11 protein-coding genes, 1 tRNA gene and 1 pseudogene are annotated in these 13,909 nt (G+C 60.9%); 3 read left to right on the top strand and 10 right to left on the bottom strand.

Annotated elements, in window-relative coordinates:
• The 3 genes from ACUJ47_RS06785 to ACUJ47_RS06775 form a co-directional block, all read left to right on the top strand.
• Positions 1-2,214, top strand: a 2,214-nt coding sequence (locus ACUJ47_RS06785; protein WP_445537649.1) for an MSCRAMM family protein, incomplete at its 5' end; no start/stop codon positions are given.
• Positions 2,215-2,388: 174 nt separating this feature from the next.
• A complete protein-coding gene (locus ACUJ47_RS06780) occupies positions 2,389-4,140 on the top strand; it encodes a type I secretion system permease/ATPase (RefSeq protein WP_445537648.1) in 1,752 nt (583 codons plus the stop codon).
• Complete coding sequence (locus ACUJ47_RS06775) at positions 4,124-5,431, top strand: HlyD family type I secretion periplasmic adaptor subunit (protein ID WP_445537647.1); 1,308 nt, start codon at positions 4,124-4,126, stop codon at positions 5,429-5,431. The genes ACUJ47_RS06780 and ACUJ47_RS06775 overlap by 17 nt, the downstream gene beginning before the upstream one ends.
• A gap of 36 nt (positions 5,432-5,467) precedes the next feature.
• Here ACUJ47_RS06775 and ACUJ47_RS06770 read toward each other — a convergent pair whose 3' ends face one another.
• The 10 genes and pseudogenes from ACUJ47_RS06770 to ACUJ47_RS06725 all read right to left on the bottom strand — a co-directional run.
• Entirely contained in the window at positions 5,468-6,868 is a 1,401-nt protein-coding gene (locus ACUJ47_RS06770; protein WP_445538874.1) for an alpha,alpha-trehalose-phosphate synthase (UDP-forming), read from the bottom strand.
• A complete protein-coding gene (locus tag ACUJ47_RS06765) occupies positions 6,865-8,670 on the bottom strand; it encodes a glycoside hydrolase family 15 protein (RefSeq protein ID WP_445537646.1) in 1,806 nt (601 codons plus the stop codon). The genes ACUJ47_RS06770 and ACUJ47_RS06765 overlap by 4 nt, the downstream gene beginning before the upstream one ends.
• Positions 8,655-9,395: a trehalose-phosphatase gene (otsB, locus tag ACUJ47_RS06760; protein ID WP_445537645.1), complete on the bottom strand. Its 741-nt coding sequence runs from the start codon at positions 9,393-9,395 to the stop codon at positions 8,655-8,657. Before otsB ends, ACUJ47_RS06765 begins: the two co-directional genes overlap by 16 nt.
• Positions 9,396-9,487: 92 nt before the next feature.
• A complete protein-coding gene (locus tag ACUJ47_RS06755) occupies positions 9,488-9,838 on the bottom strand; it encodes a hypothetical protein (protein WP_445537644.1) in 351 nt (116 codons plus the stop codon).
• Positions 9,835-10,410, bottom strand: a complete 576-nt coding sequence (locus ACUJ47_RS06750; RefSeq protein ID WP_445537643.1) for an RNA polymerase sigma factor — start codon at positions 10,408-10,410, stop codon at positions 9,835-9,837. The genes ACUJ47_RS06755 and ACUJ47_RS06750 overlap by 4 nt, the downstream gene beginning before the upstream one ends.
• Complete coding sequence (locus ACUJ47_RS06745) at positions 10,403-10,777, bottom strand: DUF6249 domain-containing protein (protein WP_445537642.1); 375 nt, start codon at positions 10,775-10,777, stop codon at positions 10,403-10,405. The genes ACUJ47_RS06750 and ACUJ47_RS06745 overlap by 8 nt, the downstream gene beginning before the upstream one ends.
• A gap of 52 nt (positions 10,778-10,829) precedes the next feature.
• Positions 10,830-12,338 (bottom strand): serine hydrolase domain-containing protein, encoded by a 1,509-nt coding sequence (locus ACUJ47_RS06740; RefSeq protein ID WP_445537641.1) that lies wholly within the window; start codon positions 12,336-12,338, stop codon positions 10,830-10,832.
• Between the two features lie 389 nt (positions 12,339-12,727).
• Positions 12,728-12,814 (bottom strand) — tRNA-Leu (locus ACUJ47_RS06735).
• A 109-nt stretch (positions 12,815-12,923) separates the two neighbouring features.
• Positions 12,924-13,619, bottom strand: coding sequence for a thioredoxin (locus ACUJ47_RS06730; RefSeq protein ID WP_445538906.1), 696 nt, complete (start codon positions 13,617-13,619; stop codon positions 12,924-12,926).
• 192 nt (positions 13,620-13,811) lie between these two features.
• Positions 13,812-13,907: pseudogene (locus ACUJ47_RS06725) on the bottom strand (MJ0042-type zinc finger domain-containing protein); the annotation flags it as partial.
• Between the last annotated feature and the right edge of the window lie 2 nt (positions 13,908-13,909).

Genomic DNA, 13,909 nt, shown 5'->3' with positions numbered 1-13,909 from the left:
GTTGCGGTCGACACGCTGACCTCGGGTGCGACGGACTCGAGCGGGCAGGACTTCTACAACACCCAGTACGGCTCGATCTCGGGTTACAAGTACGAGGATGCGGACGGGGTTGAGGGCGGCGTCGGCACTCCGGTCGATAACTGGAAGGTCACGCTCTACAAGGCGGAGAACTACGACCTGGTCAACGGCGTCCCGACCGGCGCTGCGGAAGGCTTCGTCTACACCGGTACCGGCGAGTGGGCCGACGGCTATTACGAGTTCACCGGGCTTGTTCCGGGCGACTATGTGGTGGTCGAGGAAGGCAAGGAGGGTTGGTTCAACGTCACCCCCACTGCGGTTGCGGTCGACACGCTGACCTCGGGTGCGACGGACTCGAGCGGGCAGGACTTCTACAACACCCAGTACGGCTCGATCTCGGGTACGAAGTTCATTGATGCTGACGGAATTGAAGGCGGTACCGACCAAACGCCGTACAGCTTCGATTCGGAGGATCCGGAGGATCCGCATGCCGGGGGCTGGACGATCTATCTCTATGACGGCGATCCCGACGATGGCGGCGTACTGATCGATACGACATGGACGGATGAGAACGGGGACTACAGCTTCGAGGGCCTGCCGTTGGGCACCTATTGGGTGCTTGAGGAAACCAAGGATGGCTGGACCAATGTCAGCGCCACCAAAATCGAGGTCACCGGAACCGGCACTTCGGGCTTTGATGTGGGCGATCAGGACTTTGCCAACTTCGAGTTGTTCGACATCTCGGGGACGAAGTACGAGGACGAAAACGGCAATGCCGCGATCGATGATGGGGAGGCTGGCCTGGAAGGCTGGAAGATCTACATCGACGAGAACAACAATGAGCAATGGGACGAAGGCGAGAAATTCGACATCACCGACGAGAACGGTGATTGGGAAATCACCGGGCTTGACCCGTCATACAATGGAAAGATCGTCCGCGAAGTAGACCAGAATGGTTGGACTCAAACCGTGGGTCCGATCAGCGCAATCGTTGCCATGTCGGGTGACGACAGCCAGACGTTCGACTTCGCCAACTTCCAGGACATGTTCATTTCCGGCTACAAATGGGCCGATGCGAACAACAATAGCGAGTGGGACGAAGCCGATACGGCCGTCCTGTCGGGTTGGACAATCGTCCTCGACCAGGACGACGTTCCTGACAATGGTAACGAGATCGACGTCCAGGTCACGAATGTGGACGGCTACTACTCGTTCACGATCACCTATGACATGATCGTCGATGACGCCGACGGTATCCTCCATGTCTACGAAGTCATGCAGGACGGCTTTACGCAGACCTATGGCGGGGAACTCGGCTACTTCTCGTTCAGCGTCGAAAGCGGGCTGATCATTTCGGGTAGCCTTGGCGAAGCAGAGGACGGCAACTTCGGCAACTATATGATGCAGGGTGCCAACCGTACGCCCGGCTTCTGGCAGTCGAAATTGGGTTTCTCGCTTTACGATGGCAATGACGAGAACAATGGTGATGCCAATGGTGACGGCTCACCAGACGGCGACAAGGACTTCGATGCGGAAGGCTGGTCGACCACCGACTTGCTGACCAAGTACGGCATCGACACCGACGGCGACGATGTGAACGACCACTTCGTGCTGTGGGACGCTGATTGCGATGGTGTCTTTGACGAAGGTGAAGATATCTATCTGACGCCAGAAGAGCTCCGCGCCTGGGTCTCAGGCGGCGGCAAGGGTGGGAATGGAGGCAACAGCAACTACCTGACCAGCCTTGAGCGCGATCTGGGTGCAACTTTCCTGAATTCGATCAACAACCATTCGCTGACCACCCCGGACAGCGAAAGTGAAGATCCCTGCACCGGAATGGACGCGCTCAATCCCGACATCGCGGATGACTACGCTACTGCGGTCAGCTTTATTCTGCAGTTCGATCCGGATCTCAACGGAATGGCAAGCGGTGGCAAAAAGGCCTGGCAGGATGCGTGGAAGGCCGGCGGTTCGGAAGCGCATAACGAGCTGGCTATGTTCAACGAGAGCGGCGAAGCGACGGTCAACGGATTCACGACTCAGGTCGCAATGGACGGTGACGACTATTCAAGCAGCCTGGTCCAGGGCTATTTGGATACGCTGGCCAAGATCGCCCCTGACTCGCTCTATCAAACGAGCAGTCTATTGCCTCCCGAGGATCTGTCGATGTTGGCGCAAACCAATCTGACGGTTTGACTTGCCGATGAAGACAATATTCCGGCGCGAACGCGAGCGTCCCAATATCGTACGGTTGTGCCCGGAGGGTTTCCCGCATGCATGCGCATGATAGGCTGCAACTTGCGGGTAACCGGGGGGCGGTAACTGGAAACAAAGCCGGTTACCCGACGAGTTCGGAAAGGGGCCAGGCGGATGGCAACTGACCAGGTGGAAGTGCCCAAAGGCCGGATGGCCGAGTGGCTGGCGGTGCCTTTGCGCGCCAATCGTTCGATCTATCTGAAAGTGGCACTGGCCGCTGCGATGATCAACGTGTTCGCGCTGATCACCGCATTGTTCACCATGACGGTCTATGACCGTGTCGTACCCAACAATGCGACCGACTCCCTGATCGCTTTGACCATCGGGCTTGCGATCATCCTGCTGTTCGATTTCGTCCTAAAAATGCTTCGCGCCTATTTCGTCGATGTCGCAGGCGCTCGCATTGATCGGGACATTGGGCGATCCATGTTCGAGCAGGTCCTGAAGATGCGCCTCGATACGCGCAAGCACTCGACCGGCGGGCTTGCGGGCATGGTCCGCGAGATCGACACATTGCGAGATTTCTTCGCCTCTGCGACGATCACGTCGATTGTCGATCTGCCATTCATTCTGATCACTCTCGTTGTCATCGCCCTGATCGGGGGATGGCTGGTGCTGGTCCCGCTGGCAATGATCCCGCTGGTCGTTGGGGCCGCACTTGCTTCCCAACCTATGATGCGGCGGCTCTCGGCCGAGACGCTAGGCGAAGCCCTGAGCAAGCAATCCGTGCTCGTGGAAACGATTGGCAGCCTGGAAACCGTAAAGTCCGCCAATGCCGGCAAGATCGTGGCGCAGCGTTGGGAGGATGCCGTCGGGCGGCATGCCGTGGTTTCGTTGCGTCAGCGGGTGACGTCGAACATTGCCATCACAATCGCTGGGACCGCCCAGACCATGGCCTATACAGGCGTTGTGATATTTGGCGTTTTCGCGATCGCGGAACAGTCGCTCACGATCGGCGGCCTGATTGCCTGCTCGATTTTGGCAGGGCGGGTTGTAGCGCCCCTGGGCACGATTGCGCATCTCCTGACCCGCATAAATGCCACCCGGACGGCCTATTCCCAAATCGACAAATTCATGTCCAATCCGGTCGAAGGCCCGAACGGCAGCGGGCTGGGCGTCGCGCGCGTTTCGGGTACGATCGAGTTTCGCAATGTCGATTTTCGATACCCGGAAGCGCCCGAGTTGGCGCTGTCGAATATCAATCTGCGGATCGAAGCCGGGGAACATGTGGCGCTGGTGGGGCCGATCGGTTCAGGGAAATCGACTATCGCCCGCTTGATGATCGGCCTGTACCCTCCAACAAGCGGATTGGTGCTGATCGACGGGGTGGACATCAGGCAGCTGACGCCTTCTGCGCTCAGGGCCCGGGTCGGTGCGCTGTTTCAGGAAAGCACGCTTCTGACCGGCACGCTCAGGGACAATATCCTGCTTGGGAGGGACGACGTAGACGATGCGGAAATGATCCGTGCCGCCAAGCTGAGCCGGGCACACAATTTCATCAGCAAGTTTCCGAATGGATACGATCTGCAACTCGCCGACAGGGGGGATGGCCTGTCGGGAGGCCAGAAGCAATCGATCGGTTTGGCAAGGGCGCTGGTGGGAAGGCCGCCCGTGATCATCCTGGATGAACCTACCTCTGCGGTCGATGCCGACACCGAACGCGGCATCATGGAAAATCTGCGCGAGGAATTCGCTGACCGGACACTGATCATCGTTACGCACCGCCCGTCCCTGTTGCGCCTGGTGGATCGTATCGTCATGCTGTCGGAAGGGCGGATTGTGATGGATGGGACACCCGATAGTATTCGGGACCGGGTTGCCGACATCCGATCTGCCATGAGGAGCAACGATGGCAGAGCTGCTTGACCTCCTAAGCGATGGCTCAATCGATGTAGACGAGCAGGAAATCGTCGCCAGGAAATCCGCCAATCTGGTGTTGTGGGTGATTGTCGCTTTCTTTGTGATTGCGTTCGTCTGGGCGGGCCTGACACAGATCGATCGCAGTGTCCGCGGCATGGGGCGCGTAGTGCCGAGTTCCAAACTCCAAATTGTGTCCAATCTGGAAGGCGGGATCATAGAAGACATTCTGGTCAAGCCGGGGCAATCCGTGCGCAAGGGCGATGTCCTGGTGCGGCTGTCGCCCACGCTGACCGGGGCGGCGTTCGGAAGTACGACGGCAGAGGTCAGCGCGCTACAGGCCAAGATTGCGCGGCTCGATGCGGAAGTTCGCGGATCCAATCCTGACTACGGCTCGGCACCAACGGGCCAGATCGAAATCGAACAGGCGCTGCATCGTGCGCGTATGGCAGAACTGCAAAGCGCAGTTAACGCCGCGAGTGCCCGGGTGACTCAGGCTCAGCGCGCAGTGATCGAGGCGGAATCCCTGCTCGAAGCGCGGCGTTCGACGCTCGAGGCCACCACCAAGGAGCTGGAGATGATCCGGCCATTGGTGACCACTCAGATCATTCCGAAGGTCGATCTGATAAGGGCCGAAAACGAGGCCAAGGTCGCCCAAAAGGAGGTGGACTCCGCGCAGGCGGCACTTGCGCGTGCAGGGGCCGGAGTGGCCGAGGCGCAGGCGCAATCCGCGCAGGCCCGAGGCGACTGGTTGACGCGATCGGCCAGCGAGCTGTCGCAGGCCCAGGCCGAACTGAGCTCCAAGCAAGTCCAGCTGCCTGCATTGTCGGACCGGGTCGATCGCACAACAATTCGTTCGCCCGTAACCGGCAAGGTGAACAGGGTTCTGGTAACAACCGTAGGGGGCTCGGTCTCGGCAGGGTCCCCCATTGCCGAAATCGTGCCGTCGAACGATGCGCTTTACGTTGAAGCAATGATCCGACCGGCGGATATCGCCAACGTGGGTTTGAGCCAGCCTGCCCGGATTGAAATCACCGCATACAATCGCGCGATTTACGGCACTCTGGATGGTGTGGTCACGTCTATCTCGCCCGATGCAGTAAAGGACGAGCAAACCGGCGAGTCTTTTTATACCGTTGAAATACAGACAAAAAGCCGACTAATCGGAAGGGATGGGCAGCCCCTGAAGATCGGGCCGGGCATGGTCGCCAATGTCAATCTGCTGGGCGAGAAACGCTCGGTGCTCTCATACATCTTTACCCCGATCACGAGGCTGAGTGAGACGGCGTTTCGGGATTGATTGGCTTGCGTCGAATTCTCAAACATGAATGGCTGGCTATTGCTGCCTCACCGCTGCCAGATCCGCGCAGAAGTGCTTGGTCCATGCCTGGACGTTGTCGTCGCGGATCGTTCCGATCATCGCCTGGTAGCGAGCCTTGCGCTCGGCGCGCGGCATGTCGAGCGCGATGCGGATCGCGTGGCTCAGGTCGTCCGGGCTGTGCGGATTGACGAGCACGGCTCCTTCGACATCGGTTCCCAATTGCCGGGCTGCCCCGGCGAAGCGCGAAAGGATCAGCGCACCGGGATCCTCAGGGTCCTGCGCGGCGACATATTCCTTGGCGACCAGATTCATCCCGTCCCGCAGCGGCGTCACCAGGCCGATTTTGGATGCGCGGAAGAAGCCATAGAGTTCGGCATGCGAATAGCCGCGGTTGACGTAGCGGATCGGCACCAGGTCGACTTCGCTTCGCGCACCGTTGATCTGGCCGGTCTTCTGCTCGAGCAGCGTTCTCATCTGCTGATAGGTTTCGACATCTTCACGGCTTGGCGGCGCAATCTGGATGAAGACGAGATCGCTCACGCGCTTGGGATGCTGGTCGAAGAAACGACCGATGCCATCGATCCTTTCCGGCAGTCCCTTGGAATAATCCAGCCGGTCCACCCCGATCATGGCCGTGCGCAAGCGCGTCGACGATACCAGCCGCTGCTCGGCCTTGCGCGCCTCTTCCGTTTGGCCCTGCGCCTGGAAGTGCTCCCAGTCGATCCCGATGGGGTATGCCCGCGCGATCACGGTGCGCCCGTCGAGCGTGATCGAGCCTGAACTCTCGTCGACTTTCGCCCCCAGCTCCTTGCGGCAATAATGGAGAAAACTCTCGCGCCATTCGTCGGTCTGGAACCCGATCAGATCGTATTCCAGCATGGTTCGCACCAGCCGCTCGTGGAACGGCAGCGACACGAACAGCCGCGTCGGCGGCCACGGAATATGCAGGAAGAAGCCGATCCGGTTCTTGAGCCCGCGGGCGCGCAGGCGGTCTCCCAGCGGCAGGAGATGGTAGTCATGGACCCAGACGAGATCGTCTTCCTCGATCAGCGGGCTCACGCATTCGGCAAAACGTTCGTTTACCCGCTCATATCCCTTGCCCGTCTCCCGCTCGTATTCGGTCAGGTCGAGCCGGTAATGGAACAGCGGCCACAAGGTCGAATTAGCATAGCCGTTGTAATATTCGTCAACATCGCGGCTTGAGAGATCGATCGTTGCGATCGTCACGCCGTCATTGCGCTGCAATTTGACGTTGCCGGTGCGGTCATCGCTCTGCTGGCCCGACCAGCCGAACCAGATGCCGCCATACTCCTTCAGTGCCGAGTTGAGTGCGCCGGCGAGCCCGCCCTGTGCGCCCGCGGCGCCGCGCGCCTTCGGTACGGCGACGCGATTGGAGATGACAACGAGACGTCCTATCGTACCTGGCTCCATGGTTTGGACAGCAGCCCGGCGCAGTTGATTACGCCGACCAGCGAATAGGTCTGGGGGAAGTTACCCCAAAGTTCGCTGCTCTCATAATCGAGGTCTTCGCTGAGCAGGCCCGAACGTGTGGTGTGGCTGAGCATTGTCTCGAACAGCCGCCGCGCTTCCTCGTCCCGACCGGCGAGATGCAGCGCTTCGATCAGCCAGAATGTGCAGACGTTGAAAGCCGTTTCGGGTTTGCCGAAATCGTCCTCTGCGGCGTAGCGCAGCATGAAGTCCCCGCGCCGCAAATGCCGTTCGACTGCGGCGAAGGTCGACTGGAAACGCTCGTTGTCGGGCGAGAGGAAGCGCAACTCCACCATCTGCAGCAGGCTGGCATCGAGATAGTCGCTTTCGAAGCTTGCGCCGTAGTGGCCGCCTTCCTCGCCATTCTCGACCCAGGCTTCTTCCTCGATCCTGGCGCGGATCACATCGGCCCGCTCGCGCCACAGATCCGCGCGTTCCTGCTTGCCGAGCCATTCGGCGGTCATCGCCAGCCGGTCGCAGGCCGCCCAGCTCATCACTGCGGAATAGGTGTGCACTTCTTGCCGTGTGCGGAATTCCCACAGCCCGGCATCGGGCTGGTCGTGCATCCGCCACGCCATCTCGCCGACTTCTTCCAGGCTTTCAAAATCGCGCTCATCCGCCATTCGCAGCAAGCGCCGGTCGATGAATCCCTGCACTGTCGGCAGAACGATCTGGCCATAGCAATCGTGCTGGATCTGCTTGTAGGCGGCGTTGCCGCGCCTTACCGGGCCCATCCCCCGATAGCCGGCGAGATAGGCGGCGGTCGTCTCGTCCAGCTCGCTTTCGCCCATCACCGAATAGAGCGGCTGGATGCTCCCGCCCTTCGCTGCATCGACGATGTTACGCAGGTATCCCAGGTATTTCTCCAGCACATCGAGCGCGCCCAATCGGTTCAGGGCCTGCACCGTGTAGTAGGAATCGCGGATCCAGCAGTAACGGTAGTCCCAGTTGCGCTGCGAATGCGGCGCTTCGGGGATCGAGGTTGTGAGCGCGGCCACGATCGCACCAGTCTCCTCATGCTGACACAGCTTCAGCGTGATTGCGCAGCGGATCACTTCATCCTGCCACTCGAACGGAGTGGCGAGCCCCCTGACCCATTGCTGCCAGTATTTGCGGGTCGCCTGCTCCATGCGGCGGATTTCCTCGCGCAGATTGCCCGCGAAGGGCTCGTCCGGGCCAAGGAAGAAATGCGTGTCGTCCTCGATCCGGAAACTGCGCTGTTCGAGGATGTAGCCCACCGGCGCATCGGTGCTGAGCCGCAGCGCCTGCGGGCCTACGAGGTAGCGGACGTGGTTGGTACCATTGGTCGTTGCGGCAATCTGCGCGCCGTAATTCTTCATCGGGCGCAGCACGACGCGGATGCGCGGATTTCCCGATACTGGCCGAACGATGCGGCCGATGGCCACTGGCCGGTACATCCGGCCCTTGCCTTCGAAGCGCGGGCAGAAGTCGAGCACTTCGACCGCGCTGCCGTCTTCCGCTTCCAGTCGCGTGACCAGGATCGGCGTGTTGCGGATATATTCCTGGCGCGCGCTGACCTGGTCCTCGAGTTCGAAGCGCCAGACGCCTGCTTCGCTTCTGTCCCCATTGAGCAGCGAGCAGAAGACCGGGTCGCCATCGACCCGCGGCACGCAGCCCCAGACGATCGCGGCGTCGCGGTCGATCAGGGCGCTGACCTGGCAGTTGCCGATCGGCCAGAGTTCCAGGTCTGCGGTCACAGGTTCAGCCATTCGTAAACGTCCCCTACGTTCTTCAAGCGATAGCGCGCTTGGGTGTCGCTGCGCTCTCCCACCAGGATGCCGAAGCCACCCATCCGGCTGCAGGCAATGAATCCGTCTTCATCGGTCACATCGTCGCCGATGAATACCGGCATGCGGCCCTTGAAAGGAGCTTCACTGGCCAGCAGTTCGACCGCGCCGCCCTTGTCGGTTCCGGGCCACACGATTTCGATCACGCATTTGCCTGACTTGGTCCCGAGCCCATGCTCATTGGCCAGACCGCGCGCAAAAGCCTGAGTCTCGGCCTCCATTTCGGGCTTTTCCCTGTAATGCAGCGCCGCGCCATGCGCCTTGGGCTCATACAACAGGCCGCGCTTGCTGGCGAAGCTGCCAAGCGCTTCGCCTACATGATCGGACAAGGGCCTGGTTTCGAGCAGGGCGTCGCCATTCGGCGCAAGCACATGGCCGCCATGGGAGCCCGCGAGGTGCAATGCAACAGGCCCCAGATATTGCCGGAGATCGACGATGCTGCGTCCAGTCACGACGGCGAGCGCGCCGCCCAGCCGGGCAGCAAGATGTTCGAGTCCCTTGCCAAGCGCCCCGGGCACCGCGATTGCATCGGGCCGGGCCGCAATCTCGACCAGAGTGCCGTCGAAATCCAGATAGAGAGCGACCGGTGCAGCCTTCAGAAAGGTTGCCAGCGGCGGCGGAGCGGGAAGGCCGGTCTGCAGGTCCATCGAACCGAGTTTAGGCCTTATGAGGCCTGCGTCAAACTTCCCTTCGCAGATGCAGCAATTCTACATTAGCGCGAAGCTCGGCGACATTGCCATCAAGCGATGCGCCGGGGCGCTGGGGCGTAGCGATCTTCAGCCTCGGCGATCGTCCAGGCCAATGCCAGAACTGCCATGCCCATCGTCGAGACGAGCAACGCCACGGCAGATGCGGACGCTTCTCCGGAGAGCCAGTCCCGCCAACCGACAGACATGATCGGAGCAGACGACAGGCTGACCCAGCACATTGCGACGCCGATGAGCATCCCGGCAGCCATGGGCCATTGAATGCGACGCCGCCGGGCGGGCAGCCGATCCATCACGCGATCGCAGAAATCGCCGACCGGCACCGGCCCTTCGAACTGATCGCGCAGTAGGGCGTCCAAAATGTCTTCCATATCGTCGTTCATGACCCAATTTCCTCCGGAGAAGTCGATTGCCAGTCTGCCAGCAGTTCGCAGAGCTTGGCCTTGCCGCGTTTGGCATGGGATTTCACGGTGCCGAGCGGCATGGCCAGCACATAGGCGGCCTCATCATGGCTCAATCCGAGCTGCACGACATGCAGCAGCACAGCTTGCTCGGGAGCGGACAAGCGGCGCATCGCGCGCTCGACATCAAGCCGCAGCTCGACCGCATCGCGCGACGATGTTCGCTGTTCGAGCGTGTCGCCATCGATGTCCTCAGCAGCCGACGAGCCTTTTCGCCGATCCTGAAGAAAGCAGGAATATGCGATGCGGTAGAGCCAGGTCGAAAAGCGCGCCTCGCCGCGAAACTGATGCAGCTTGCGCCATGCCAGCAGGAACGTCTCCTGGGCGAGATCGTCGGCCTTGGCCTCGTCGCCGTGAAGCAGGCGGCGCAACTGAGCGCGCACCATGCCCTGATGGCGCCGCATGAGTTGCTCAAACGCGCGCCGATCATCCGTCAGCAGCGCACGCGCCACCAACGAATGATCGACTTGCACCGAGGCAGGCTGGTCAGCCACGCATGTCATCGCGCCTGTTGAGCCACCAACTCGCGAAGTAGCCAAGGCCCGTCATCAACGGCAAGAGGCCGATGCCCCACAGGCTGGCGAGGCTCTGTCCGCTGTGGAACTCGAACGGCAGCGCAAGGAACATCGCCATCAGTCCCAGGCCGCTGCTTACCAGCACCAGCGCCCGGCGCCGATCGGCGTCGGAAGCATGCGGTTCGACCAGCAGGTCATGCGGCAGTTCCACCCCCTTTTCCGCGAGCTGCAGCAGCGTGCGATAGCGCTCCTTCGTAATCTGCGCGCGATAGCGCAGGAAGATCAGGAGGATCCCTACGGGCGCGAGCATCACCACGAAAGGAATGAACAGCATTGAAAAGTCCATCAGCGTGACTCCCCGGAAAGTTCGATGAATATCAGATGGTCGCAAGCGAGCATCACGGTTTTTGCCCTTGCGATGCGAGCATATCTGCGATGCGCTCGCTCAGCAGCATCGCGGTCGGCGTATCGCCTTGATTGCTGGTCACTGCGACCGCCGCCCCGGTTTCCCAGACCATCGCGAGATTTGCGCTCATGCCCGGTGCGCCACCCGCATGGCCGCGAATCTGGCGGCCGTTCGACGGGCGATCACCGAAACCGGCCGCGTACTTGCCGGGCCCCACCCGCACGCCGTCTTCGAACATCTTCTGCAAGGTCGCAGGGCCAACCAGCTTTCCGCCTTGGAACGCATTTGCAAACTTCAGCAGGTCTTCATTGGTGGAATAGCCGCCCCCGGCGGGGCTGCCCTTGAAGGGAAGGGTCATCCAGTTGGCCTTCCATGTGGTGGCAAAGGCACCATCCTTGAAATAGCCGGTCGCCAGCTTTTCGGTGACGTCTTCCAGGCTGCCGAATCCGCTGGAGGTCATGCCGGCAGGCTCGAAGATATGGCGCTCGACGTAGTCGAAGTAACTTTCGCCCGAGACGTTTTCGACGATCCGCCCCAGCAGGATGTAGCCCGCGTTGCTATAGCTCCAGTCGGCACCTGGCTCGAAAACAATTGGTTGGCGGGCAATCAGATCGAGATAGTCGCCCGGATTGACGAATTTCTCGCGATTCTGGAAAAACTCCGGAACGAAGAAGTCACCCAGCCCGGATGTGTGGCGCAGCAGCTGCCACACGGTGATCTTTGCCGCAGCCGCCTGATCGGGATATTCTGGCATCACTTCGGCGAGCGACGCGTCCCACCTCAACTTGCCCGATTCCGCTAGCTGGGCGATCGCAACCGCAGTGAACATCTTGTTCATCGATCCGATGTGGAATTTCGTTTCGCGATCTGTCGCTACGCCAAACGTGCGGTCAGCGAGGCCGCGGCATTCATCGAAGAAGGTGGTCGCGCCGTCCGAAATGCTCAGGCATCCCGAAAAGTCGGTCGTATTCGCGAGCTGGTCCAGTGCAGCCCCGGCGAGACGGGCAATGTCAGCCTGCGACGCGCCCGTTTCGGGCCAGCCATCATAAAGCGTGGGATCATCGATCGACACCATGTCGACCATTGCCAGCTTTCCGGGCTGCTCCGGATCGGGGAGCAGCACGAGAGCGACCAATTGCCCGGTCCGCCGCCCCTTGATGGTCACGACCAGCATTCCCGGAGGGCCTTGCGTTCGCGCATCGACGAAGTCGACGCCGCCGCTGTCGCGAACCGCAACAGCGAGCTGCTTGAGGAAGGCATCCTGCATGCTCGCGTCAATCGTCGGGGCGAGGATTGTCGAGGCCCACTGCTGGATGCTTGTCTGATCATCGGCGTTGATGCGCGCGATCACCATCTCGCCGATCTCGCCCGCCTCTGTGTCCGGCATGGTTGTGCTGACGGGGCTCGCGCTCGCGGCAGTACTGGCGACGGCGGCGGTTACAGTCAGGATTGGCACCAGCACTGACGATACGAATCGGTTTGGCCGAAAAGGTAGCTTCATTGTCGAATTTCCTGTTGTCGCCCAAAGGGGGGCGGGATTGGTTTCGACAGGTTAGATGCGGCATCCGGCCCATTTGGATGCAACAAATTTCGAACCGGGCACACGGGCTTGACCAGCAAGTGCATCGTCAGACAAGGCTTGCCAAGCTGTCCAGGTAGAACTGGCTCAGGCTCCGAATCGTCTTGCGGGTCACCACGCAACATCGATCGATGATCTGAGGCGAGGAAATCATAGACAGGGAAAAGTGGTGATCGGAGCGGCGAAGCCGCCTCACTCAATGGTCTCTTGCCCAGGCGCGTAAGATCGAACGTGGGAAACCCCGCAGCTCTGCGCCATTCTTGGCGGAGTTGATGCCCGAAGGCGAAAATCGGATTGTCAGATTAACTGTTTGGTGCGGTCGAGAAGACTCGAACTTCCACGGCCTTTCGGCCACAACGACCTCAACGTTGCGCGTCTACCAGTTCCGCCACGACCGCACCCAGTCGTTCGAAAGGCATGAAGCCCGTCGCGAACAGGAGGGCGCCACTAGCAACAGAGGTGCGGCTCCGCAAGCACTTTACCATCGCGTTTCGCGATATTTGCGGACTAGGGCGACCAGCCGATCTCGATCACCCGTGCCGCGCGCGGCACATCGACCATTGCTTCGCTTATCCGCATGGTTTCACCCGGTGCAAGCTCGCGCTGCGGTGGAACGATTTCCCAGGTGTAGACGATCTGGTCCTGCTCGTTTCGGAGCGCGATCATGATCGAGGGAACCGAAGCGGTCGTACGGCCGGTATTCGCAACCGACCCGCTGACTTCGAGATATTCGGTGCCGTTGGGAAGCGTCCGCAGGTCTTGCTGCTCGGGTGGGAAGTCGAGCTTCAGCCCGGGCTTCTCCATTCCGAACACGGGGCGCTCGAACGGCAGCCAGCTCGGCATGCCCCAGATATTGATCGCCGCGATCGCACCGAAAGCGGAAACCGCGAACAGCAATGCTGCGGCGGTCCAAATCTTGAGCGGATTGCGCCGCGCGCGAAAGGGCGGTTCATAGTCGAAGCGCGAATAGCCGCCATCGTCCTCCACATAGTCGGTGGCTTCGGCTGGCGCGCTTTCACGTTCGACTGCGGCGGGCGGCTGCGCTTCCTTCGTAGGAGTAGGTTCCGCCGGCATCGGAGGTTCGGGCTCAGGTTGCGGAGCCACGACCTCTGGTTGCGGCGTGCGCCAGAAATTCACCGATGGCTGCGGAGCAGGCGCTGGTGGGGCTTCAGGCTCCCGCTCGCTTTCTTCCGTATCGCTCACATCTGCCGCCGTTTCAGGCTCGGGTGGAGCAAAATCTGGTGAGGGCGCAGGCTCAGGAGTCGCTTCTTCCCGCGGCGGAGTCGCAGGTGCAGCTTTGCTAGCTTCAGGCTCGGGAGCGGGTGTTTCTTGTGGCTGAGGCGCAGGAGCAGCTTCGCGCGCCTCAGGCTGAGGCCCGTCCTGGAACCAGCTGTGCTTGCATTTGGCGCAACGCACCGTGCGCCCATCGATGCCGATGGCCGTGTCTGGCACAACGTAGCGTGTGCGACAGGCTGGACACGCAATTATCATGT

The sequence above is a fragment of the Altererythrobacter sp. Z27 genome, assembly GCF_052683155.1.
The sequence above is the reverse complement of the archived record's forward strand: the minus strand, read 5'-3'. Positions and strand labels throughout refer to the sequence as shown.

What these genes read in the sequence shown, in the direction of transcription:
- ACUJ47_RS06745 (WP_445537642.1), bottom strand. Translation starts at nt 10,777, where the DNA reads ATGGACTTTTCAATGCTGTTCATTCCTTTCGTGGTGATGCTCGCGCCC.
- otsB (WP_445537645.1), bottom strand. Translation starts at nt 9,395, where the DNA reads ATGGACCTGCAGACCGGCCTTCCCGCTCCGCCGCCGCTGGCAACCTTT.
- ACUJ47_RS06780 (WP_445537648.1), top strand. Translation starts at nt 2,389, where the DNA reads ATGGCAACTGACCAGGTGGAAGTGCCCAAAGGCCGGATGGCCGAGTGG.
- ACUJ47_RS06755 (WP_445537644.1), bottom strand. Translation starts at nt 9,838, where the DNA reads ATGAACGACGATATGGAAGACATTTTGGACGCCCTACTGCGCGATCAG.
- ACUJ47_RS06775 (WP_445537647.1), top strand. Translation starts at nt 4,124, where the DNA reads ATGGCAGAGCTGCTTGACCTCCTAAGCGATGGCTCAATCGATGTAGAC.
- ACUJ47_RS06740 (WP_445537641.1), bottom strand. Translation starts at nt 12,338, where the DNA reads ATGAAGCTACCTTTTCGGCCAAACCGATTCGTATCGTCAGTGCTGGTG.
- ACUJ47_RS06765 (WP_445537646.1), bottom strand. Translation starts at nt 8,670, where the DNA reads ATGGCTGAACCTGTGACCGCAGACCTGGAACTCTGGCCGATCGGCAAC.